Annotated in this window: 17 protein-coding genes and 1 riboswitch; of the genes, 6 read left to right on the plus strand and 11 right to left on the minus strand. The window is 57.8% G+C overall.

All coding sequences use genetic code 11. The annotated features are described in order from the left end of the window. Window positions 1-12: 12 nt before the first annotated feature. Entirely contained in the window at window positions 13-2,487 is a 2,475-nt protein-coding gene (gene cofH / locus ACXAD0_RS09565; protein ID WP_475088165.1) for a 5-amino-6-(D-ribitylamino)uracil--L-tyrosine 4-hydroxyphenyl transferase CofH, read from the plus strand. Between the two features lie 109 nt (window positions 2,488-2,596). Here cofH and ACXAD0_RS09570 read toward each other — a convergent pair whose 3' ends face one another. Then, entirely contained in the window at window positions 2,597-3,634 is a 1,038-nt protein-coding gene (locus ACXAD0_RS09570; RefSeq protein ID WP_475088166.1) for a zinc-binding dehydrogenase, read from the minus strand. Window positions 3,635-3,893: 259 nt separating this feature from the next. Between ACXAD0_RS09570 and ACXAD0_RS09575 the strand changes: the two genes are divergently transcribed. From ACXAD0_RS09575 to ACXAD0_RS09590, 4 genes are all read left to right on the plus strand, one after another. Then, a complete protein-coding gene (locus ACXAD0_RS09575) occupies window positions 3,894-4,655 on the plus strand; it encodes an SDR family NAD(P)-dependent oxidoreductase (protein ID WP_475088167.1) in 762 nt (253 codons plus the stop codon). Window positions 4,656-4,735: 80 nt separating this feature from the next. Beyond that, window positions 4,736-5,503, plus strand: a complete 768-nt coding sequence (locus tag ACXAD0_RS09580; RefSeq protein ID WP_475088168.1) for a ThuA domain-containing protein — start codon at window positions 4,736-4,738, stop codon at window positions 5,501-5,503. 60 nt (window positions 5,504-5,563) lie between these two features. Beyond that, entirely contained in the window at window positions 5,564-6,751 is a 1,188-nt protein-coding gene (locus tag ACXAD0_RS09585; RefSeq protein ID WP_475088169.1) for an acyl-CoA dehydrogenase family protein, read from the plus strand. 73 nt (window positions 6,752-6,824) lie between these two features. Then, window positions 6,825-7,976, plus strand: coding sequence for an aromatic ring-hydroxylating oxygenase subunit alpha (locus tag ACXAD0_RS09590; RefSeq protein ID WP_475088170.1), 1,152 nt, complete (start codon window positions 6,825-6,827; stop codon window positions 7,974-7,976). 105 nt (window positions 7,977-8,081) lie between these two features. On the opposite strand, the gene mmsB is transcribed toward ACXAD0_RS09590, so the two are convergent. The 5 genes from mmsB to ACXAD0_RS09615 form a co-directional block, all read right to left on the minus strand. After that, entirely contained in the window at window positions 8,082-8,975 is an 894-nt protein-coding gene (gene mmsB / locus ACXAD0_RS09595) for a 3-hydroxyisobutyrate dehydrogenase (RefSeq protein WP_475088172.1), read from the minus strand. 24 nt (window positions 8,976-8,999) lie between these two features. Beyond that, window positions 9,000-10,118 (minus strand): enoyl-CoA hydratase/isomerase family protein, encoded by a 1,119-nt coding sequence (locus ACXAD0_RS09600; RefSeq protein WP_475088173.1) that lies wholly within the window; start codon window positions 10,116-10,118, stop codon window positions 9,000-9,002. Between the two features lie 37 nt (window positions 10,119-10,155). Beyond that, window positions 10,156-10,941, minus strand: coding sequence for an enoyl-CoA hydratase (locus ACXAD0_RS09605; protein WP_475088174.1), 786 nt, complete (start codon window positions 10,939-10,941; stop codon window positions 10,156-10,158). Window positions 10,942-10,999: 58 nt separating this feature from the next. Beyond that, window positions 11,000-12,160 carry an acyl-CoA dehydrogenase family protein gene (locus tag ACXAD0_RS09610; RefSeq protein ID WP_475088175.1) on the minus strand — a complete coding sequence of 387 codons (1,161 nt, stop codon included), beginning with the start codon at window positions 12,158-12,160 and terminating at the stop codon, window positions 11,000-11,002. Window positions 12,161-12,235: 75 nt separating this feature from the next. Further along, complete coding sequence (locus tag ACXAD0_RS09615) at window positions 12,236-13,726, minus strand: CoA-acylating methylmalonate-semialdehyde dehydrogenase (protein ID WP_475088177.1); 1,491 nt, start codon at window positions 13,724-13,726, stop codon at window positions 12,236-12,238. A 215-nt stretch (window positions 13,727-13,941) separates the two neighbouring features. Between ACXAD0_RS09615 and ACXAD0_RS09620 the strand changes: the two genes are divergently transcribed. Next, on the plus strand, window positions 13,942-14,820 hold the full coding sequence (locus tag ACXAD0_RS09620) for an AraC family transcriptional regulator (protein ID WP_475088178.1): 879 nt from the start codon (window positions 13,942-13,944) through the stop codon (window positions 14,818-14,820). 197 nt (window positions 14,821-15,017) lie between these two features. On the opposite strand, the gene tdh is transcribed toward ACXAD0_RS09620, so the two are convergent. From tdh to ACXAD0_RS09645, 5 genes are all read right to left on the minus strand, one after another. Then, a complete protein-coding gene (gene tdh, locus ACXAD0_RS09625; protein ID WP_475088179.1) occupies window positions 15,018-16,043 on the minus strand; it encodes an L-threonine 3-dehydrogenase in 1,026 nt (341 codons plus the stop codon). A 132-nt stretch (window positions 16,044-16,175) separates the two neighbouring features. Continuing rightward, window positions 16,176-17,375, minus strand: coding sequence for a glycine C-acetyltransferase (gene kbl / locus ACXAD0_RS09630; RefSeq protein WP_475088180.1), 1,200 nt, complete (start codon window positions 17,373-17,375; stop codon window positions 16,176-16,178). Between the two features lie 118 nt (window positions 17,376-17,493). Further along, entirely contained in the window at window positions 17,494-17,709 is a 216-nt protein-coding gene (locus ACXAD0_RS09635) for a hypothetical protein (RefSeq protein WP_475088181.1), read from the minus strand. Window positions 17,710-17,762: 53 nt separating this feature from the next. After that, window positions 17,763-17,879: riboswitch (SAM-I-IV-variant riboswitch) on the minus strand. A 64-nt stretch (window positions 17,880-17,943) separates the two neighbouring features. Further along, window positions 17,944-19,377, minus strand: a complete 1,434-nt coding sequence (locus ACXAD0_RS09640) for an aldehyde dehydrogenase family protein (protein WP_475088182.1) — start codon at window positions 19,375-19,377, stop codon at window positions 17,944-17,946. A gap of 37 nt (window positions 19,378-19,414) precedes the next feature. Next, window positions 19,415-21,022: a 5-guanidino-2-oxopentanoate decarboxylase gene (locus ACXAD0_RS09645; RefSeq protein WP_475088183.1), complete on the minus strand. Its 1,608-nt coding sequence runs from the start codon at window positions 21,020-21,022 to the stop codon at window positions 19,415-19,417. Between the last annotated feature and the right edge of the window lie 136 nt (window positions 21,023-21,158).

The following is a 21,158-nucleotide window of genomic DNA, read 5'->3' on the forward strand; positions in this document are numbered from 1 at the left end:
AAAGGAGTAGGTATGGCGAACTTCAATGCAGAGAATTCTTTACCCTCAGATGAGCAGGCACTCGCCCTCGCTGGAAACACCGATACTGCGGCACTGATGGCGGCGGCGCGGCAACTTCGCGATGGGCAGTTTCGCAATCTGGTGACGTATTCCCGCAAGGTGTTTATCCCGCTGACACAGCTGTGCCGCGATGTTTGCCACTATTGCACTTTCGCCCAGACGCCCAGGAAGATTGAACGACCCTATATGTCCGTGGAAGAAGTACTCGCTTCGGTGCGGGACGCGGAAGCGATGGGCTGTCGCGAGGCCCTGTTTACGTTGGGTGAGCGCCCGGAAGACCGCTATAGCGTGGCGCGGCGGGCGCTGGAAGAAATGGGATTCAAGTCGACGCTGGAGTATGTCGCTCATGTGGCCGGGCAGGTGATCGAGCACACCAGTGTGCTACCGCATATTAATGCGGGTTGTATGGATAAGGCCGAGATCGAGATGCTGCGCCCGGTATCCGCTTCGATGGGCATCATGCTGGAATCCACATCCAAGCGGTTGTGTGAAAAGGGCATGCCACATTACGGCTCCCCGGATAAACAGCCGGAACGACGCCTGGAAACCCTGCGGCTGGCGGGCGAAGCCAGGGTACCTTTCACCACAGGTATCCTGATTGGTATTGGCGAAACACGCCTGGAGCGTATTGAGTCATTGCTGGCGATCCGTGCATTACATGCACGCTACGGCCATATTCAGGAAATCATTATCCAGAACTTCCGCGCGAAGCCCGGCACCAAGATGGCCGAGTCACCGGAGCCGGATCTTGAAGACCTGGTATGGACAATTGCGGTAGCCCGTATCCTCTTCGGCGCAGAGATGAGTATTCAGGCACCGCCTAACCTGAGTCCTGGCGTATTGCCGCGGTTGATTGACGCCGGGATTAACGACTGGGGCGGTGTATCTCCGGTGACACCGGACTTCGTCAATCCCGAGGCACCCTGGCCTCATGTGGAAAAGCTGGCAAGGGAGTCGGCGTTGTCCGGCAAGTATCTGCAACAGCGTCTTACCATCTATCCGGAGTATGCACTCGCGGGGCGTGAATGGCTGGATTCGGCATTACAGCAGCCCGTTTTGCAAATGCTGGATAGCGACGGCTACCCTCGTACTGATGGCTGGGTATCCGGGCAAAGCGCCGCTGCGCCAGCCCATGTTTCTGGGGAGCTGGAGTCAGTCAGCGACGATCGCTGCGTCAGTGAAGAAGTGAAGCTCCTGGTCGCCAGGGCATCTCGTGGTGAACGTCTGGCGGAACAGGACATTGAGCGGTTATTCCAGGCTCGGGGGCCCGAAGTTGCCTTTGTCTGTGGCCAGGCCAATCGCCTGCGTCAGGCAGTCAACGGCGAAACCGTCCGGTATGTGGTGAACCGTAATATCAATTACACCAACATTTGCTATTTCAAATGCCAGTTCTGCGCCTTCTCCAAAGGGAAGCTCAGCGAGAATTTACGTGGGTTACCTTACGACCTCTCAATGGATGAAATCCAGCGCCGGTCTCTGGAGGCATGGGAGCGCGGCGCCACAGAAGTGTGTATGCAGGGCGGAATTCACCCGGACTACACCGGTGAAACCTATCTGGCCATTCTGCGAGCGATCAAGTCCGTGACCCCGGACATGCATGTCCATGCGTTTTCACCTCTCGAGGTTTGGCAGGGTGCCAAGACGATGGGTATCCCCGTTCGGCAGTTTCTGCAGGCACTCAAACAAGCGGGTTTGAGCAGCTTGCCAGGCACCGCAGCGGAGGTACTGGACGATGAAGTGCGGAAAGTAATCTGTGCAGACAAGCTGAATACCGAAGAGTGGCTGGAAGTGGTCGAAACTGCCCATGAAGTCGGGCTCAGGACCACGGCCACGATTATGTTCGGTCATGTAGACCGCCCGATTCACTGGGCGCGTCACCTGTTGCGTGTACGCGATGTTCAGTCACGTACCGGAGGGTTTACCGAGTTCGTCCCCTTGCCCTTTGTCGCCCAGGAGTCTCCGATGTACCTGAAGGGCAACGCCAGGATGGGACCGACGTTCCGGGAGACACTGTTGATGCATGCGGTTGCCCGGCTGGTATTAAACCAATCCATCGACAATATTCAGACGTCCTGGGTAAAAATGGGAGAGGCGGGTATCGCAGCCTGCCTCAATAGTGGTGCCAACGATTTGGGGGGCACCCTGATGAACGAGACCATCACCCGGTCTGCGGGTGCGGCACATGGGCAGGAGAAGACGCCCGCCAGTATGGATGAACTGATCCAGAGGATGGGGCGGGCGCCGGCACAGCGTACGACAACCTATGGCGAGGTACCGATCGAGCGCGTACGCTCGTCATTTTTTGCGGCTCCTCTCAAAGAGGTGGTGAATACCCCGGTGAATGCGCGCAAGCGTGGTTGCGGCCCGAAGCGGACGCTGGTGCGCTCCAGTGTGCGCGATCATGAAGAACTGATTGCCACCACGTAACAGGGGCAGGCAGGGTCGACTATTCAGGAAATAAAAAAAGGGCCCACAAACGTGGGCCCAAGCCTGGCCTACAGGAGGCGTTCAGGGGGGCGACAAAGTCGGTACGGTGTTACTGGCTGACCTGTGTAAGCACCTTGCATTGGTGGGTTGGTGTTCTCAGTGCTTCAAAAACACCGGGCAGGTCATCCAGGCTGATCACATCGGTAATCATGGGCTTTATATCAATACGTCGTTCTGCCAGCATGGCAATGGACGTTTCAAAATCGTCTTTGGTGTAGGCAATGGCGAATTGCAGATTGAGCTCCTTGACCAGACCCAGGAAGGGCATGATGTTGTCGGGTTGCTCGCAGACACCGACCGGCACAATCTTGCCCCCATAAGGGGCCATTTCCATACACTGCTGTAACAGGCCGGGTGCGCCAACACACTCGAAGATGATATCGGGTGTAGAACCGGTCAGGTCGCCAAATTGCTCAAGCAATGCGGGGGCACCGGCACTGACATCTGGCTGGACCACATGATTGGCCCCCATCTTTTTTGCCAGTTCCGCTCGGGATTCGGCAAGCTCGCTGACAACCACATCCCGGGCACCGAAGAACTTGGCCCATAGTGCGACTGTCAGGCCAATCGGCCCCGCTCCCATAATCAGCACGCGATCTCCGGCCTTCAGGTTGGCGACGCGTACGGCATGTAAACCGACCGCAAGTGGTTCAACCAGGGCCGCGGTCTCGAGATCCAGATTGTCCGGAATCAGAATGGTTTCGCGAGCCCCGGTAGTGACGTAATCAGCGAAGCCGCCCTGGTCATTTACACCGGATACCTTTTTCTCTTCGCACTGGAAAAACTGCCCGGTGGAGCAGGCTGCGCATTTCCCGCAACCGATAAACGGTAGTGCGCAAACCCGATCGCCAACTTGCCAGTTTCCTTCGGCCGCTTTGCCGACCTCGGCAATCTCGCCGACAAACTCGTGACCGAGAATTTGTCCACAACAGGCGGTGGTCAGCCCCTCACGGGTAGCGTGTAGATCGGTGCCACAAACGCCGCAATAAGCGACTTTCATGACCAGTTCTCCGGGTTCGGGGGTTGGATCCTCAACGGTCTCAACACTCAGTGGCTGACCAACCTCTTTAAACACCGCTGCTTTCATAGTGGTATCCCAATGGTTTGCGTGACTTTTTTGTACCGCTTACAGCGGGATGCAGAGCGCCTAACCGGTCCGGTCGAACGCTGGAATCTGAATCCTTGCAGACAGCCTATCCAAGCAAAAACAAACAGTCAACACTGATTGTTTTTGCTTTTGAGGTTTGCTACCCTGCTGTTCGATGGTCGCTAAATAACCAATAAAACTGCCCCGGCCTGTACTACCCGTCTGATCAGGGCAGCCACCAACAGACTAGGAGATTGTTATGGATCTCGGGCTTTCCGGAAAAAAGGCAGTCATTACAGGTGCGACGCGCGGCATTGGACGTGCGATAGCAGAACAATTGGCCAGCGAAGGTGTGGACCTCGCCATTTGCTCCAGGAACCAGGAAGAGGTGGAGTCCGCGGTAAGCGCTCTCAGTGCCAAGGGTGTCAAAGTGCTTGGCTCGGTAGTGGATGTTGCGGACAAGGATTCCTATCAGGCATGGGTGGCGCGCGTCGGCGACGAGCTGGGCGGTATCGATATCTTCGTGCCTAACGTAAGTGCTGGTGGCGGCAACATGGGCGATGAGGGTTGGATCAACAACCTGAATGTCGACGTGCTGGGTACGACACGCGGTGTAGAGGCGGCAATGCCTTTCCTGGAGCATTCGCAAGCGGCCTCCATCGTCATTATCGCCAGTACTGCGGGTGTTGAAACCTTTATGGGGCCTCAACCCTACAATGCCTTGAAAGGCGCTCTGGTCATTTATGGCAAGCAATTGAGCCAGGCGGTTGCCGGGCAGGGGATCCGCGTCAACTGTGTGTCTCCGGGGCCGGTATTTGTCGAGGGCGGAGCCTGGGACTTTATCAAGGAAAACATGGCCGAATTGTACGACGGCACGCTGGCGCAAATTCCTCAGGGCCGTATGGGTAGTCCGGAGGAAATTGCCAACGCCGTGACTTTCCTGGCGAGCCCGGCAGCCAGTCTCATTACCGGGGTGAACCTGGTGGCAGACGGTGGATTTACCAAGCGGGTACAGCTGTAACCTGAATCGGGAACCGCATCACGATGGGCGTCCGCCGCGGGCGCCCGCGTATTCTTCTTTGTGAACAACCGGGGGATGCTATGGGTAAAAGTGATCGTATAGATGTCTATCTCGTTGCCGGTGGTAAGTACCACAATATTGACCATGCCCGCCTGGAGCTGTTGAAGCTGCTCGCAGAGCAGCCCCGGGTAAAAGTCCAGGTAGGTGCCGATTACAGCGATATTGAGGCGATTTGTGCGTCTGATTTCATCATCACCTACACATGTGATGTGATTCCGACGCCTGAGCAGACATCACGTCTATGCGACTATGTGCGCAGTGGCAAGAAATGGTTTGCCTTGCACGGTACCAACTCGATTTTACGTTTTCTGGTCAATGATGGTGACTTTACCGTTGATTGCCCGGAAGACAACGTTCCCTTTATGCAGATGCTCGGCAGTCAGTTCATGGCCCACCCGCCGATTCACGAATATGAGGTCAAGGCAACCGAGCCGGATCATCCTCTGGTGAAGGGCATTCCCTCGTTCAAGGTGGACGACGAACTGTACCTGAGCAAATTCCACGGCGAATACCAGACCCTGTTGCATACCCACTGGAATGACCCGGTAGAAAATTTCACGAGTAATGACTGGGTGAAAGAGGACGATATACAGCCTGTGCTCTATATCCATCCGTATGGAGATGGACAGGTATTGTATCTCACGCTTGGCCATTGCCGTGGCAAATACGATATGCAACCCGCCATTGAAGAGTATCCGGAGCCCGAAGAGGGCGCCTGGCGCACCGATGAATTCTATGAGTTGCTGCGAAGAGGTATCCGTTGGGCGATGGATCCCATTGCACAGTAACGCGAAGGCCGGGGCGGGCGCGAACCGCTCTGACTGTTTTGTACCCAGGGGGCAGTGAGAATGGACCTATCGTTTAGCCAGGAAGAGCTGGCGTTTCAGCAGGAAGTGCGTGCGTTTCTTCAGGACAACCTCCCCGAACATATCGTCGCGGCAACACGCAATGGCAGTGGCGTGTTCGTGGACAAAGCCGTTGCACTGGAATGGCAGGGGATTCTCGCGGAAAAAGGCTGGGCAGTGCCTCAGTGGCCGGTAGAGCATGGTGGTACGGGGTGGACGGCAACACAAAAGTACCTCTTCAGTAAAGAGTGTTACCACGCGGGTGCGCCTATGCTGATTCCGCTCGGATTGCTGATGCTCGCGCCCGTTCTGATGGCGTTCGGTACGGAAGAACAGAAGGCGGAATACCTGCCCAAGATGCTGAGTGGAGAGCACTACTGGTGCCAGGGCTACTCTGAGCCCGGTGCCGGATCGGATCTGGCGAGTCTGAAACTGAAGGCCGAACGCGATGGTGACGATTACGTGCTGAATGGGTCCAAAATCTGGACAACACATGCCCATCTCGCGGATCACATTTTCTGCCTGGTGCGGACCGACAGCCAGTGCAAGCCACAGCATGGCATCAGCTTTTTACTCGTGGATATGCGCACGCCGGGGATTTCCGTTGAGCCCATTATCACCATGGCGGGCGACCATGAGGTGAATCAGGTCTTCTTTGACAATGTTCGGATCCCGCAATCCAATCGAATTGGCGAGGAGAACAAGGGCTGGACTTATGCCAAGTACCTGCTCGAGTTTGAGCGCGGTGGTGGTTTCAGTGGTGACCGAATTCGCCACGAGCTGAATCAACTCAAGGCGCTGATCGACGATGTGCGGGAGACGAACCCTGGCTTCGATCGTACCGGCTCGATTGCCCGCAAAGTGGCGCGAATCGATATTGACCTGCAGGCACTGGAAATTATCGAACTGCGCATCTTGTCGTCTCTCAGTAGTGGGGGAACACCAGGGCCAGAGTCTTCGGTGATGAAACTCACCTATACCCGAATTGAACAAGCGGTCAATGAGCTGGCAGTTGAAGTGATTGGATACCAGGGGATCCCGATGGATCCGGTTGACGATGGCAGTGACGAGCGGCCCAATTATGTTAGCTCGATTGTTCCGCGTTACCTGAATAATCGCGCCGCCTCCATCTTTGGCGGTTCACAGGAGGTTCAGCGCAACATTGTGGCCAAATTCGTGCTGGGATTGTAGGGCTCGCGCAGAGCCCATTTTTTTAATCCCTGGTACCTTGCGCCCGTATATTGGTTGAGCCGGGGAGGCGTCAATGCAGCGACATTTATTGCTCGATGAAGTCAAGACACTCATGCGTCTGGTCGACGAGAATACCACCACGCTGGCTGACGATATCATGCAGATCGACATCAGCGAGTACACCGATCCTGAGCGTTTTGTCCGCGAAAAGCGCACATTGTTCCGCGACCATGCACAGTTTGTCGGGCCCAGCTGCCTGATCCCGAATCCCGGCGATTACTTCACCTTTGATGATACCGGTGTCCCGATTCTCATTGTGCGTAATGCGTTGGGGGAACTGAACGCGTTCGTCAACATCTGCTCGCATCGTGGCGCACCCCTGACACAGTGCGCCAGTGGCCAGGCGAAAAAAGGCAGACTGTTTTCCTGCCCCTACCATGGATGGACTTATAACCTTGAAGGAGGTCTGGTCGGTATTCCGGGCGGTAATGAAGGTTTTCCTGGCGTAGACCGGCAATCACTTGGCCTGCGTTCGCTGCAGGTAGAGGAACGCTATGGCATGATCTTCGTGATGCCGAACCCGGACTTACGGTTTGATATTGAGGAGGTGCTGGGGGGGATTCAGGAGCGTCTCTCTAGATTTGGTTTCGACGACCACTATTTTCTGGGGATGAAGAAAGTCGACACCGCATTCAGTTGGAAACTCAATATGGATACCTTCCATGAGTTTTATCATTTCGATTTTTTGCATCCTGACAGTATCGCCAAGATGGCGTACGGCAATATCGCGCACTATCGTCAGTTTGGCCGCAACCATGCCATGAGCTCCCCCTCGCTGCAGATCAAAGAGCTCAAGGACTTGCCGGAGTCCCAGTGGCAACCGCGGGAATACACGTCCTACGTCAACTATATCTTCCCGAATACCGTCATCTTTATTGTGAATGACCACTTCCAAACCTGGAGGGTTTATCCGGTTAGCCCGGACCAGTCCGTGGTTTACCACAGCATGTTTATTCCTGCAGCGCCAAAAGACGCTGAGGAACAGCAGGCATTCGAGGATTATTTCCAGATGATCAATGATGTGGCCGTAACCGAGGACTATCAGCTGGTCGACCGTGTCCATCGCGGGCTATCTGCAGGCATTCCGCGCAAGGTGATGATTGGCCGCAACGAGCCCGGTGTGCAGAATATGCATCGTCAATTGAATGCTGCCCTTGGCGTTTAATAGACCTTCCACCAGGTTCTTGCACCTTATAACGGATACGTCACCGTCCCCTGCCGAAGCAGGGCCGGAATCCGTTTTGATGGCATTCCCGAATTTGCGATGACCTCAGGCGTGTTCGAGTAGCTCAAGAATACTGGAGAAGTCTTTCTTGCCGTCTCCCGCGGACTGCTTCTCGCGATAGAGTGCTGCCGCATGCTGGCCCAGCGGCACTTTGCTGTTGGTTTCCTTCGCGTTGTCCATGGCGAGCCCCAGGTCTTTGCTCATTAAATCCACCATAAAACCTGGCTGGTAGCCCCGTGAAGCCGGGCTGTCCATCACGCCAGGATAGGGATTGTACAGTTCCAGTGACCAGTTGCGGCCGGAGCTTTTGAGCATGATCTCAGAAAGGATGCTGGGGTCCAGGCCGCTGTTTGCGCCCATCTTCAGAGCCTCGCTGGTCCCGATCATATGAATAGCAAGCAACATGTTGTTGCACATCTTGGCGACCTGTCCCGCGCCGTGGCCACCGGCATGAAAAATGTTCTTGCCCATTGCGGACAAAATGGATTCCGCCCGCGCAAATCCGGCTTTTTCGCCGCCGCACATAAATGTCAGTGTGCCGGCCTGGGCAGCGGCTACTCCGCCGGAGACGGGCGCGTCGAGAAATTGTTGTCCTCTCTCGGTGGCTTTCTGCTGGACCCGTCGTACGGTATCGACGTCGATGGTGGAGCAGTCGAGCACCAGGCATTCCGGGCTGAGGGTATCGAGTAGTCCGGGGGCGTCGTCATTACCCAGGTATAGAGCGGCCACATGTTGCCCCGCCGGCAACATAGAGATCACTACTGCCGCATTTTGCGCCGCGTCGGCAGCGCTCTTGGCGGCGATCGCGCCCCGTTGGGCCAGGGTTTCGACGGCGGCCGTGGACAGGTCGAATACTCGAACATCGTGACCTGCTGCCACAAGGTTGGCTGCCATGGGGCCGCCCATATTGCCCAGCCCGATAAATGCGATTGTTGTCATGGATGATTCCTCCGGGGAATTCGATTACAGGTCGGAAAGGGGATGCTGGCTCCACGGTGGCTCAAAGAATGACTCGATCAGCGGCTGTGGAATCTGGTCGAGGTCATCGAATCGCCAGCGGGGCTTGTTGTCCTTGTCGATGAGCAGTGCTCGCACACCCTCCGCAAAATCTGGAAAACGCACCACATGGGTGGAGAGCTGTAATTCTGCCCTGAAGGCGTCGGCAAGTGAGCAGTCGGCGCAGCGTTCGAGCTGCTCGTAGATGAGTCGAGCGGACAACGGTGAGCCTGCCTGGAGCGCTGCCTTGGCTTTATGCAGCCATTTTGCATCACCCGGCAAGTCGAGAATCGCCGCGATGATTTTGGCCGGGGTGGACTGGCTGCAGGCCATTTCAATTTTTTGACCTAAGGGTTGGAGCTGCGCCGCGGGCAGGTCGTCGTGTGCATAAGCGGACAGGAGTTCGCTGGCGATCGCATGGTTGGCGTCCACGTTCGGACCTATGTTGGTGCCCGGCTGCCATGCCTGGCCGCACAGTTGCTCGAGTATTTCCTCGCGCTTTTCTGACGGTACCGCGCGATCCACCAAACCAACATAAAGGGCATCGGTAAGATTCAGCGAGGTTGCAGTGAGTCCCAGAAACAGACCCAGCCGATGGGGCATGCGGCTGAGGAAGTAAGTTCCGCCGACATCCGGGTAAAGCCCGATGGTAATTTCCGGCATGGCGATGCGGGTGCGTTCGGTGCCTACCCTGTGCGAGGCGCCTGCCATCAGGCCAAGGCCGCCACCCATGACAATGCCATGCCCCCAGCAGATCACCGGTTTGCCAAACGTATGGATCAGGTAGTCGAGACGGTATTCCTCGAGGAAAAAAGTTTCCGCATAATTGTTGGGGCCGCCGTCGGCAGCCACCGCGGAACGGTAGAGTTGCTGGACGTCGCCGCCCGCACAAAAGGCCTTGTCTCCGGCACCCTGCAGGAATACGGCAGCAATGGCCTCGTCTTTCTGCCATTCCAGTAATTGTCTGTACAGCGCTCGCACCATGTCCAGTGACAGGCTGTTTAACCGTTGGCTGGCGTTCAGGGTAAGGATGCCGATCGCGCCGCGTTGGGCCGGTTGAACCTCGGCGATGATATCTCCGGTCATGGGTGTTCTCTGGTCCGGTTTGATGATTGTTCTGCAGCTACTGCCAGGCGGGATGACGCTTTTCCAGAAAGGCGTTGGTCCCTTCCAGCTGGTTTTGCCCGCCAATGAGGTCCGCAAAGAGCGTGCGCTCGGATTTCAGTCCTGCGGACAAGGCATGCTCTCTCGCCTGTATCATCAGGCGTTTACAGCTGCGCACCGCATCGGGACTCTGCTGTGCGACCTGGCTGGCGAGCACGATGGCCTGCTCGAGGGCTTGCCCTTTCGGCACGACTTCCTGTGCCAGCCCGATGCTTTTTGCGGTTTCTGCATCGACACGTTCACCACACAGAATCATGCGAGACGTCCAGCCTTCGCCGACGAGCCAGCTCAGTCGCTGGGTGCCCCCGGCGCAGGGCAGCAGCCCGACCTTGGCCTCGGGCAGCGCGGCTTGTGCATGCGCTTCAAAAAAACGGATATCGCAGGCGAGGGCACACTCGAGTCCGCCGCCCATGGCGTAGCCATTGACTGCTGCAATGGTCACCCCTTCAAACAGCGCCATGGCTTCAAAGGCTTCACCGAACAGACGCGCGACGTCAGCGGCCATTGCCTTGTCTCCGGAAGCAAACTGCTTCAGGTCAGCACCGGCAGAGAAGAATTTTTCGCCCTGGCCATGAATGACGAGGGCGGTTGTTTTTTCCAGCGCATTCAGGCGATGGATAATTGTCTTGAGACCGCTGAGGCTTTCCCGGTCCCAGGTATTAGCGGGCGGATTATTGATGGTCAGGATGGCAATGTGATCCCTGATTTCGACCAGAAGCTTTTCGGTCGGGCTGATGGCGTTCATGGTGCTCTCCCTGAATTTTTATTGTTGACTGTCCTGTGCGTGTTAGGTCGCCGGGAGGCTACTCAATCAGTGCAGCGCGCCGGTCAGACAAGAGTTGGCGCGCGATTACCAGGCGCATGATTTCATTGGTGCCTTCCAGAATCCTGTGTACGCGGGTATCGCGAAAATAGCGTTCGATCGGGTATTCGCGGATATATCCGTAACCACCGTGGAGTTGAATTGCGTCGTCACAAATGGTGAAGCAGGCATCGGTGGCAAATCGTTTGGCCATCGCGCAGAAGCTTGCGCGATCGGGCGAGCCCTGGTCGAGCTTGGCTGCGGCCAGCCGGATCATTTGACGGGACGCGACCAGTTGGGTGGCCATATCGGCGAGCTTGAACTGGGTATTCTGAAATTCCGCAATCGGTTGGTCGAACTGTTTGCGTTCCTGCACATAAGTGGTGGACAGATCCAGGCAGGCACGTGCAGCGCCCACTGAGCAGGCTGCAATATTGATTCGGCCGCCATCGAGCGCCTCCATCGCCAGTTTGAAGCCCTGTCCCTCTTCGGCAAGCCGGTTTTCAATCGGAACCCGTACCTTTTCGAAGGTGAGGGTGCGTGTGGGCTGGCTGTTCCAGCCCATCTTTTCTTCCGCTTTACCATAGTGGATGCCCGGCGTATCAGCGGGGATGGCGACGCAGGTGATGCCCCGTGGCCCGGGTTCTCCGGTACGTACCATGGTGATCAACAGGTCTGTTTCGCCGGCGCCGGAAATAAAGCACTTGCTACCATTGATGACATAGTGATCGCCATCCCGATCGGCCCGGGTCGAGAGGGAAGCCGCATCAGAGCCGGAGCCTGGCTCTGTCAGGCAGTAGCTCGCCAGTCGCTGGCCGGATGCGAGGGCTTCACACCAGTGTGCTTTGAGCGCCGAACTGCCATAACGGGCGAGCATGTTCAGGGCCATATTATGGATACTGATATACGCCGCAGTAGACGTGCAGCCAGTGGCCAGCTCCTCGATGACCAGCGTGCTGTCCAGTCGGCCCAGCCCAATCCCGCCATCTTCTTCGGGTACGTACAGGGACATAAATCCCAGCGCACCCGCTTCGATGAACAGCTCAGTCGGGAAAATATGTTCGGCATCCCACCTGGCAGCCAGCGGCGCCATAGAAGTTTCCGCAAATTTACGCGCGGTTTCCTGAAACGCAATCTGGTCTTCATTGAGTTCGTAGTGCATGGGTGTCCGGTTCCTGCAGCCCTGAAGAAAGCGCGCGGGGTAGCTCCCGCGCGCAATGCCCAGTGAAAGAGCAATTTACTTGAGCGCGATACTCATATTCGGTGCCGAGACGCGCGTCTCTTTCCAGGCGGCTGTTACGGTTTTGGTTTCGGTGTAGAACCGCACTGCCTGCTTGCCGTAGGCATGCAGGTCGCCCATAAACGACTTCTTCCAGCCGGTGAAGGAGAAGAACGGCAGCGGCACCGGAATCGGGATATTCACGCCAACCTGGCCGACTTCCACTTCGTGCTGGTAGCGCCGTGCATTGACGCCGGAGGTGGTAAAGATTGACGTGCCGTTGCCGTAGGGACTGTTATTGACAATCTGCAGCGCTTCATCCAGGTTGTCGGCGTTCATGCAGGAAACCACCGGGCCAAAAATCTCTTCCCGATAAATATCCATGTCCGTGGTCACATCGGTAAACAGGGTGGGGCCCACCCAGTTGCCGTCGGGATAGCCCTCTACCTCGATATCCCGGCCGTCGATCACGCAGGTGGCGCCCTGATCGATTCCGGATTGAATGAGGCCTTTCACACGCTGGGCCGCGGCCTTGCTGACCAGTGGGCCAAAGGCGGCTTCGGGATCATTCCAGATGCCGGGACGAATACGCTTGAGACGGTCCGCCAATTCCCCGGCCCACTCGATCGTATCGCCCACAAAAACAATCACGCTGATGGCCATACAGCGCTGGCCGGCGGCGCCAACAGTTGAACCCACCAGGGTATTCATTACCGTTTCCTTGTCGGCATCGGGCATGACCACCATATGGTTTTTCGCACCGGCGAAGCATTGCGAGCGTTTCAGCAGATTGGTGGTGGAGCGATACACATGCTCGGCCACCGGCACAGAGCCCACAAAAGAGGTCGCCACAATGTCCGGATGATTGATTAGCTGGTCGACCTGATCCTTGCCGCCGTGAATCATCTGCACGAGTCCCGCGGGCGCGCCGGCCTGCTGGAACAGTTCGAGCAGGCGCACGGTGGCCAGGGGGACCTGTTCCGAAGGTTTCAGGATCATCGCGTTGCCGCAGGCTACTGCCATCGGGAACATCCACAGGGGAATCATTGCCGGGAAATTAAATGGGGTGATCCCCAGGGTGACGCCAAGCGGCTGCACCAGGCTATAAGTATCGACACCGGAGGCGACATTCTCGACGGTTTCACCCATGAGCAGTGTGGGGATGTTGCAGGCATGCTCGACCACCTCGATACCACGCCAGACATCGCCCATGGCATCTTCGAGGTTTTTGCCATTGTCCTCCGCGAGGATTTCCGCAATCTCCCGCTGGTGTGTCTTGAGCAGGTGCTGGTACTCGAGCATGAGACGCGCGCGCTTGGGAACGGGCGTATTCCGCCACTCCTGGAACGCGGCTTTGGCGCCGGCGACTGCCTGATCAATCTCTTCCGGGGTGGAAAAGGGGACCTGGGCCAGTACCGCCTGCGTGGCCGGGTTTATCACATCTTGCTTGTCTGAGGATTGGCTCTCAATGAACTCGCCATTGATCAGCATCGGTACTTGTCTGGTCATCATTGTTGCCCTGGTTGCGTCGGTGGTATGCGTTCCTATCCGTCAGTCTAGCGCTCCAGGCGGTACCATCTGCGATCGAGCGTGTGGCCTCAGGAAGGGCGATTGCGCTTAACAGGCAAACTTTACTGTGAATAGCCCTCGCTAACATTGACGAAATTGCGGCATGCATGGACGATATTGCTGATTCCGGGCGGCCGGGTTTAGAATGGTTGGCTATGAGCGAACCATCTTCCTGGCCCTTGCCCGCTAGCGGACTGCGCTACCTCGCCCCGCGCTTTATTCTCGATCACCTGAGCGAGAACCTGCTGACCCGTGAGTGCTATCCCACCGCACTCGGCTACTATCCGTCGGCGAAGGGGCATGCCATGCGTCGCGGTAGTCACGATGATTACCTGTTGCTGTTTTGCGAGAGTGGCGCCGGGCGACTGCGGGCGGGCACCTTTGACGGCGCGATTGGCAAGGGCGATGTGCTGATATTGCCGCCAGGGCTGGCCCACGAATACCGCGCCGATGGGGATGACCCCTGGACCATCTACTGGTGTCATTTTCGCGGCGCGCTGGCGGATGTCTTCTTCCAGCATATCGGCCTGGACAGGGCAACCCCGGTGTTAAAGGGTATTGCCGATCCGGCTTTTCAGTCCAGCTTTAAATCGCTGCTCAGTATTGCGCGGACCGGCTATGGCAAAACCGCGTTTGTGCATGCGGCCAACCAGCTGCGCCAGATGCTTACGCTGCTGGCACGATTGCGGAAGCGGCGCGAACGCATCCAGAAAAACTTTGATTACGAGGTCGTGCATACCTATATGCTCGACAATATCGACCAGCCACTCAGCCTGGAAGCACTGGCGGCCGTGTGTAATCTGTCCAAATACCATTTTGCGCGAAAATATAAAGAACTGACGGGCTACGCACCGTTGCAGCATTTTACCCATCTGAAGGTGGAGCACGCCTGTGTCCTGCTGGATAGCTCGGAGCTGAGTATTGGGGAAATTTCCTTTCGGTTGGGCTTTGAAGATCCGTTGTACTTCTCGCGGACCTTCAAGAAAGTGACGGGGCTCTCACCGACAACCTACCGTCAATCGACCCATCGCTAGTTCAACAATACGCAGGCAATGACGTACGCACCGATCATGCTGATGGGTAGCCGTTTGCTGAAGGGCGACTCTGGGTAAGAATGATGGGCAGGTGAAATTGGGGTAGGTGAAATTGGGGTAGATGAAAGAGGGGAAGGTTGCCAAGACAAGTTGGGCAAGATGGGAGAGGAATCCTCTCCCATAAAACGGTCCCGGGATCAGCGCCAGTCGAGAATGACCTTGCCGGATTCCCCGGATGCCATGGTGTTAAAGCCTGTCTGGAAGTCGTCGATCGGGAAGTTGTGGGTAATGATCGGCGACAGGTCCAGCCCGGACTGGATCAGGCTTGCCATCTTGTACCAGGTCTCAAACATCTCGCGCCCATAAATGCCCTTCAGGACCAGGCCTTTGAAAATAAGCTGGCTCCAGTCAATGGCCATCTCACCAGGGGGGATGCCGAGCATCGCGATCTTGCCGCCATGGTTCATGGCGTCGAGCATATCGCGGAAGGCGACCGCCACACCGGACATTTCCAGGCCGACATCGAAACCTTCGGTCATGCCGATTTCTGTCATTACATCAGATAATTTTTCGCGGCTCACATTCACCGCGCGGGTTGCACCCATTTTCTCAGCGAGTTGCAGGCGGTAATCATTGATATCGGTAATCACCACGTGGCGGGCGCCAACGTGACGGGCAACGGCGGCAGCCATGATACCGATGGGCCCTGCACCGGTGATCAGTACATCTTCCCCAACGAGGTCGAAAGACAGAGCAGTATGTACCGCGTTACCAAAGGGATCGAAGATGGCCGCGAGATCATCGGAAATGTTGTCGGGAATCTTGAAGGCATTCAGGGCCGGAATCACCAGGTACTCCGCAAACGCGCCCTGGCGATCGACGCCAACGCCATAGGTATTGCGGCATAAATGCCGGCGGCCAGCGCGACAGTTGCGGCAGTGACCACAGGTAATATGGCCCTCACCGGATACCCGATCGCCAACATTGAAACCGGCCACTTCCTGGCCCATGCCAACCACTTCGCCAACGTACTCGTGCCCGACGACCATGGGTACCGGGATGGTTTTCTGGGACCACTCATCCCAGTGGTAGATATGCATATCGGTGCCGCAGATCGCAGTTTTGCGAATCTTGATCAGCAGGTCGTTGTGGCCGGGCTCGGGGATATCGACGTTCGTCATCCAGATGCCGGGTTCGGCCTTGAGTTTGGAAAGCGCTTTCATGTGTATTCCTGAATCGGGCGCGGAGCAAAACCGTTTGAAGGTTGCTTCTGGATGCCGGTTGCAACCGGCATATCGCGCACAGGGTCATCCGACACCCCGGCGCTCGCCGGGGTCCAGTTCCGCAAAACGCGGTTAAATAATATTGAGTTCGCGGCCCACTTCGACGAAGGCATCGATACAGCGGTCCAGCTGCTCGCGCGTGTGGGCGGCGGACATCTGTGTGCGGATGCGGGCCTGGCCGTTGGGCACAACCGGATAGAAGAAACCGACCACATAAATGCCGCGCTCCAGCATCTTGTCTGCCATTTGCTGGGCGAGGGCGGCGTCACCGATCATGACGGGAATGATCGGATGGTCTGCGCCGGCAAGGGTAAAGCCGGCAGCGGTCATACGCTCACGGAAATAGGCGGAGTTCTCCCGCAGCTTTTCACGCAACTCGGCACCTTCCATCAGCATGTCGAGTACGCGCAGGGATGCGGTCACGATGGCCGGCGCCACGGAGTTGGAGAAGAGGTACGGGCGCGAGCGCTGGCGCAGCATGTCGATGATTTCTTTGCGGCCGGAAGTGAAGCCGCCGGACGCGCCGCCCAGGGCCTTGCCCAGCGTGCCGGTAATAATATCGACGCGGTCAATCACGTCGCAGAATTCATGAGTACCGCGGCCGTGTTCTCCGAGGAAGCCGACCGCATGCGAGTCGTCGACCATTACCAGGGCATCGTAGCGGTCGGCCAGGTCGCAGAGGGTTTTCAGGTCGGCGATGACCCCATCCATGGAGAAGACACCATCGGTGGCGATGAGCTTGGTGCGCGCGCCGGCCTCGGTGGCTTCGCGCAGGCGAGCTTCGAGCTCCTGCATATCATTGTTCGCGTAGCGATAGCGCTTGGCCTTGCACAGGCGCACTCCATCAATAATGGAGGCGTGGTTGAGCGCATCGGAGATGATGGCATCTTCTGGGCCCAGCAGGGTCTCGAACAGGCCACCATTGGCATCGAAGCAGGAGGTGTAGAGGATGGTGTCCTCGGTGCGCAGGAACTCTGACAGGCGGGATTCCAGTGCCTTGTGAATGTCCTGGGTGCCGCAGATAAAGCGCACCGACGCCATGCCAAAGCCGTACTGGTCCAGCCCCTCTTTCGCCGCTGCAATCAGGTCAGGGTGGTTGGCGAGGCCCAGATAGTTGTTGGCACAGAAGTTCAGTACCTGGGTGTCGTTGTTGACCTGGATTTCCGCCGCCTGCTGCGAGGTGATGATGCGCTCACGCTTATACAGGCCGTCAGCGTCGATCTGCTGTAGCTCTTCTTTCAGTCGCTGATAAAAAGGGGATGACTTGGACATGGATTGTCTTGGCTCCTCGAAATCGCGCTTTTGGCGCCCGGTTCAATGGCGCGCTGCGCTTATTTTACTATCGGCACGGTTGGGTGCCGGATGCACTAAGCGTAGCGCATGCCGCTGTTCAACCGGCGAGTTCGCAAGCCTTGTGGGCCGTAACGGGTTGTTCGCTGGCGCGGCAATTGGTGGCGAAGTTTAACGCTTCTTCCGCCGTTTCGAACAGTAGTTGCCACAGGAGTTGCTTATCTGCGCGACGACGTGCACGGACGGCAGTACGGCTACGCTGGTTGGCGATCTCGATCTCGATAACTTCTGAGCAGGAAAGTGCTTGTTCGGACATGGTCCCTCCAAATAGTGCTTGGAGGGCTGACGGGTAGGCAGCGAAGTGATTCGCGAATCCGGTTGGATTGCTCGGTTAGAGCCCCATCTCTCCCGCTTTCGCGGTGAGAAAACCACCTTGCCCCGGTCGGCAGGTTGGCGTTGGCGTCAGCCACTCTCTTGATGTGCGGGCAAAGATAGCTTTGGAGGAACGGCCAGTCAATAGCGCCAGCCACTGGGCTGGCGCTACGGCAGATTATTTCGGCAACTGCACCGATTTCAGTTCAATAAACTCGTCCAGGCCGGCGGCGCCGAATTCACGTCCGTTGCCGGAGCGCTTGTAGCCGCCGAATGGCGCATCGTAGTTGAAGTCACCCCCGTTGACGAAGCACAGTCCGGCCTCAATCCGACGTACGACGGGCAGGGCGCTGTCGGCGTCTTTGGCCCAAACACCGCTGGACAGGCCGTACTCGGTGTCATTGGCGATGGCGATGGCCTCGTCGAGATCCTGGTAGGGGATCATGCAGGTGACCGGGCCGAAAATCTCCTCCCGGGCGATGGCCATGGAGTTATCGACATCGGCGAAGACAGTGGGGCGGACATAGAAGCCCTTGTCCTGGCCGGCGGGGAGCTCTGTGCCTCCGGTGACCAGCCGCGCGCCTTCTGCAATACCTTTGTCGATATATCCGAGCACGATGTCGCGCTGCCGGGCGGAGGACAGTGGCCCCATAAAGGCTTCCCCATCCATGCCCACTGACACTTCCTCGGCCACTTTCCTGGCGATTTCGACCGCTTCTTCGTAGCGGTCGGCGGGCACCAGCATGCGCGTCAGGGCAGTGCAGGTTTGTCCGGTATTGATAAACACATCTTCACAGCCGTAGCGGACTGCTGCCTCGAGGTCGGCGTCCGGTGTAATGATGAACGGGGACTTGCCGCCCAGCTCCTGTGTTACCCGCTTGACGGTCGGCGCCGCCGCGCGGGCGACCTCGATACCGGCACGTGTTGATCCGGTGAAGGACACCATGTCGATGCCCGGATGAGAGGACAGGGAGGCACCCACGATAGGACCGGCGCCTGGCACCAGGTTAAATACACCAGCGGGCAAGCCTGCCGCATCGATAATCTCCGCCATCACGTAGTCTTGCAGCGGGGTGATTTCGGATGGCTTGGTGATCATGGTGCAGCCTGCGGCGATCGCCGGTGCCACCTTGCCAACAAACTGATGCAGAGGGTAGTTCCACGGGGTGATGAACCCGCACACACCGACGGGCTCGCGATAAATCACCGAGTTGCCCGCATTTTCGGTCTTTTCCATTTCTGCGGCGCGTTCCGCGTAGTAGCGCACGGCGTAAATGGGGCCGTCCACGTGCAGCCAGCCGGTGACGTGGGCGGGGCAGCCCAGCGGTGTGGAGACTGCCTGAATCAGCTCTTCGCGGCGGGCTTCCATACCATCGGCGATGGCATTGAGCAGCGCCGCCCGTTCTGCTGCCGTGCTGTAGCGGAAGGTCCGGAAGGCCGATTGCGCGGCAGCGACTGCAGCATCGACGTCTTCACTGGTTCCCTGAACAACCTCGCAGACGGTTTCCTCCGTGGCCGGGTTGATGACCGGATGCCTGTCGGTACCGCTTGAATCGCACCAGCGACCATCGATGTAAAGCTTGTCCAGTTTCAGGTTACTGAAGGCGGTCATGCGTTGACTCCTTGTTAATGCTGTCATGATCTTGCCGTTATTCGGGGACGCTGATCTCGATGAGGGTAGGCCGGTCGGCAGACAGTGCCTCGGCCACGGCGTCCTGTAATTGCTCGGGGCGGTCGATGCGACAGGCATTGGCCCCGAAGGCCTTGCCGAGCGCAACGAAATCCGGCGCGTGCAGGTTAACACCTTCCTGAGGAACTTGCGCCGCGTCCATAAAGTCCCGAATTTCCCCGTAGCCGATATTGTTCCAAACCAGAATGGGCAATGGCAGGCGCTGTTCAACTGCCGAGGCCAGTTCACCAATGGTAAACATCAATCCGCCATCGCCGATAAGGCAGAGTGTTGGCTTGCCGCTGGCCAGCCGCGCACCCACGGCTGCGGGCAGGGCAAAGCCGAGCGTGCCGTAACCGGTCGTGCAGGTAATGTGGCTGCGGGCCTGATAGAGGGGCAGGGCGTGATTGGTGTTGTACGCCAGCTGGGTGGAGTCGGTGACCAGTAAGCCGTCGTCCGGCAGCGCTGCGCGCAGTGCCTCAACCCAGGGGAAGCGTTCTTCTGATCCCGGCCACCATTCTTCACGGCAGCGCGCAACCAGATTGGAAAGCGATTCCGCAGCAGCTTCAATCTCCCCACGCTTGTCGACGTCCAGCGCTGCCAGAATCTGCCGGATGCTGGCATCTGCGTCTGCGCAGATAGCGAGATCCGGCTGGGCATTACACACCAGTTGTGCGGGATCGATATCAATGCGAATCAGCTTGCCCGAGAACGCATAGTTCTCACGGACCAGGTTGCGATCCGTTTCCGCCAGTTCGGTACCGACGGCCAGCACCACATCGGCGGACTCGAGGTAGTCCCGTACGCAGTCAAAGCTCAGGTTGGCACCGCCGCAAAGGGGGTGACGCTCATCAACAATGCCCTTGGCCGCCAGCGACAGGAACACGGGTGCCGCGAGTTTCTCTGCGAGTGCAGTCGCACTTTCGCTGCACGCTGCTGCACCACCGCCCAGGAGAATCACCGGCTGTTTGGCGCTCGCCAGCCACTCGGCGGCAGCGTCTGCCGCCTGCAGGCTGGCAGCTGGCAAAGCCGGAGCCGGCGCGGCGCGATAGTCGGCCAGGCTGCCCGGCATCTCGGCGGGAAACAGGTCGATGGGGATCTCAATGTGCACCGGGCCGGGGCGGCTGCCCTGGAGTAACTGAAACGCCCGTTCGATGACCTCGGGTAATTGCTCTGCCGTCGTCACGGAGTGCTGCCACAGGCAGATGCCCCGGCTGGCATCGCTTTGTCGCGGCAGTTCGTGCAGGCGACCACGGCCCATTCCCAGATCTTCGCGACGATTGACGGCTGAAATGACCAGCATCGGTACAGAGTCCGAATAGGCCTGCGCCATTGCGGTCGCCGCGTTGGTCACCCCCGGACCCGTGATCAGAAAGCAAACCCCGGGCTTGCCACTGGCCCGCGCGTAACCGTCGGCCATAAAGGCGGCACCCTGTTCATGGCGCGGCGTAACGTGCTTGAGACCGCTGCCTGGCAGACCGCGATACAGCTCAATGGTATGGACACCGGGAATTCCGAAAACGGTATCAACCTGATGCGCCTTGAGCAGATGCATCAATACCTGGGCGCAGGAGGGTGCAGAAGACATGACAGCAGTGGTCCTTATTGATCTGAATTTGGCATGGAGCCTAGCGGGGCCGGACAGGGGCTGCAAGCGCCTGCAGACTCTGCGATTTTTGGCGCAAATTCGCTGGATTCTTAGGTTGGGGTGGTGGCAGGAGGCA

This window comes from Microbulbifer sp. ABF4_148 (assembly GCF_056158985.1).

Bases quoted from the DNA above. Each gene is read 5' to 3' on its own strand.
- cofH (WP_475088165.1), top strand. From the start codon at position 13: ATGGCGAACTTCAATGCAGAGAATTCTTTACCCTCAGATGAGCAGGCA.
- ACXAD0_RS09570 (WP_475088166.1), bottom strand. From the start codon at position 3,634: ATGAAAGCAGCGGTGTTTAAAGAGGTTGGTCAGCCACTGAGTGTTGAG.
- ACXAD0_RS09575 (WP_475088167.1), top strand. From the start codon at position 3,894: ATGGATCTCGGGCTTTCCGGAAAAAAGGCAGTCATTACAGGTGCGACG.
- ACXAD0_RS09580 (WP_475088168.1), top strand. From the start codon at position 4,736: ATGGGTAAAAGTGATCGTATAGATGTCTATCTCGTTGCCGGTGGTAAG.
- ACXAD0_RS09585 (WP_475088169.1), top strand. From the start codon at position 5,564: ATGGACCTATCGTTTAGCCAGGAAGAGCTGGCGTTTCAGCAGGAAGTG.
- ACXAD0_RS09590 (WP_475088170.1), top strand. From the start codon at position 6,825: ATGCAGCGACATTTATTGCTCGATGAAGTCAAGACACTCATGCGTCTG.
- mmsB (WP_475088172.1), bottom strand. From the start codon at position 8,975: ATGACAACAATCGCATTTATCGGGCTGGGCAATATGGGCGGCCCCATG.
- ACXAD0_RS09600 (WP_475088173.1), bottom strand. From the start codon at position 10,118: ATGACCGGAGATATCATCGCCGAGGTTCAACCGGCCCAACGCGGCGCG.
- ACXAD0_RS09605 (WP_475088174.1), bottom strand. From the start codon at position 10,941: ATGAACGCCATCAGCCCGACCGAAAAGCTTCTGGTCGAAATCAGGGAT.
- ACXAD0_RS09610 (WP_475088175.1), bottom strand. From the start codon at position 12,160: ATGCACTACGAACTCAATGAAGACCAGATTGCGTTTCAGGAAACCGCG.
- ACXAD0_RS09615 (WP_475088177.1), bottom strand. From the start codon at position 13,726: ATGACCAGACAAGTACCGATGCTGATCAATGGCGAGTTCATTGAGAGC.
- ACXAD0_RS09620 (WP_475088178.1), top strand. From the start codon at position 13,942: ATGAGCGAACCATCTTCCTGGCCCTTGCCCGCTAGCGGACTGCGCTAC.
- tdh (WP_475088179.1), bottom strand. From the start codon at position 16,043: ATGAAAGCGCTTTCCAAACTCAAGGCCGAACCCGGCATCTGGATGACG.
- kbl (WP_475088180.1), bottom strand. From the start codon at position 17,375: ATGTCCAAGTCATCCCCTTTTTATCAGCGACTGAAAGAAGAGCTACAG.
- ACXAD0_RS09635 (WP_475088181.1), bottom strand. From the start codon at position 17,709: ATGTCCGAACAAGCACTTTCCTGCTCAGAAGTTATCGAGATCGAGATC.
- ACXAD0_RS09640 (WP_475088182.1), bottom strand. From the start codon at position 19,377: ATGACCGCCTTCAGTAACCTGAAACTGGACAAGCTTTACATCGATGGT.
- ACXAD0_RS09645 (WP_475088183.1), bottom strand. From the start codon at position 21,022: ATGTCTTCTGCACCCTCCTGCGCCCAGGTATTGATGCATCTGCTCAAG.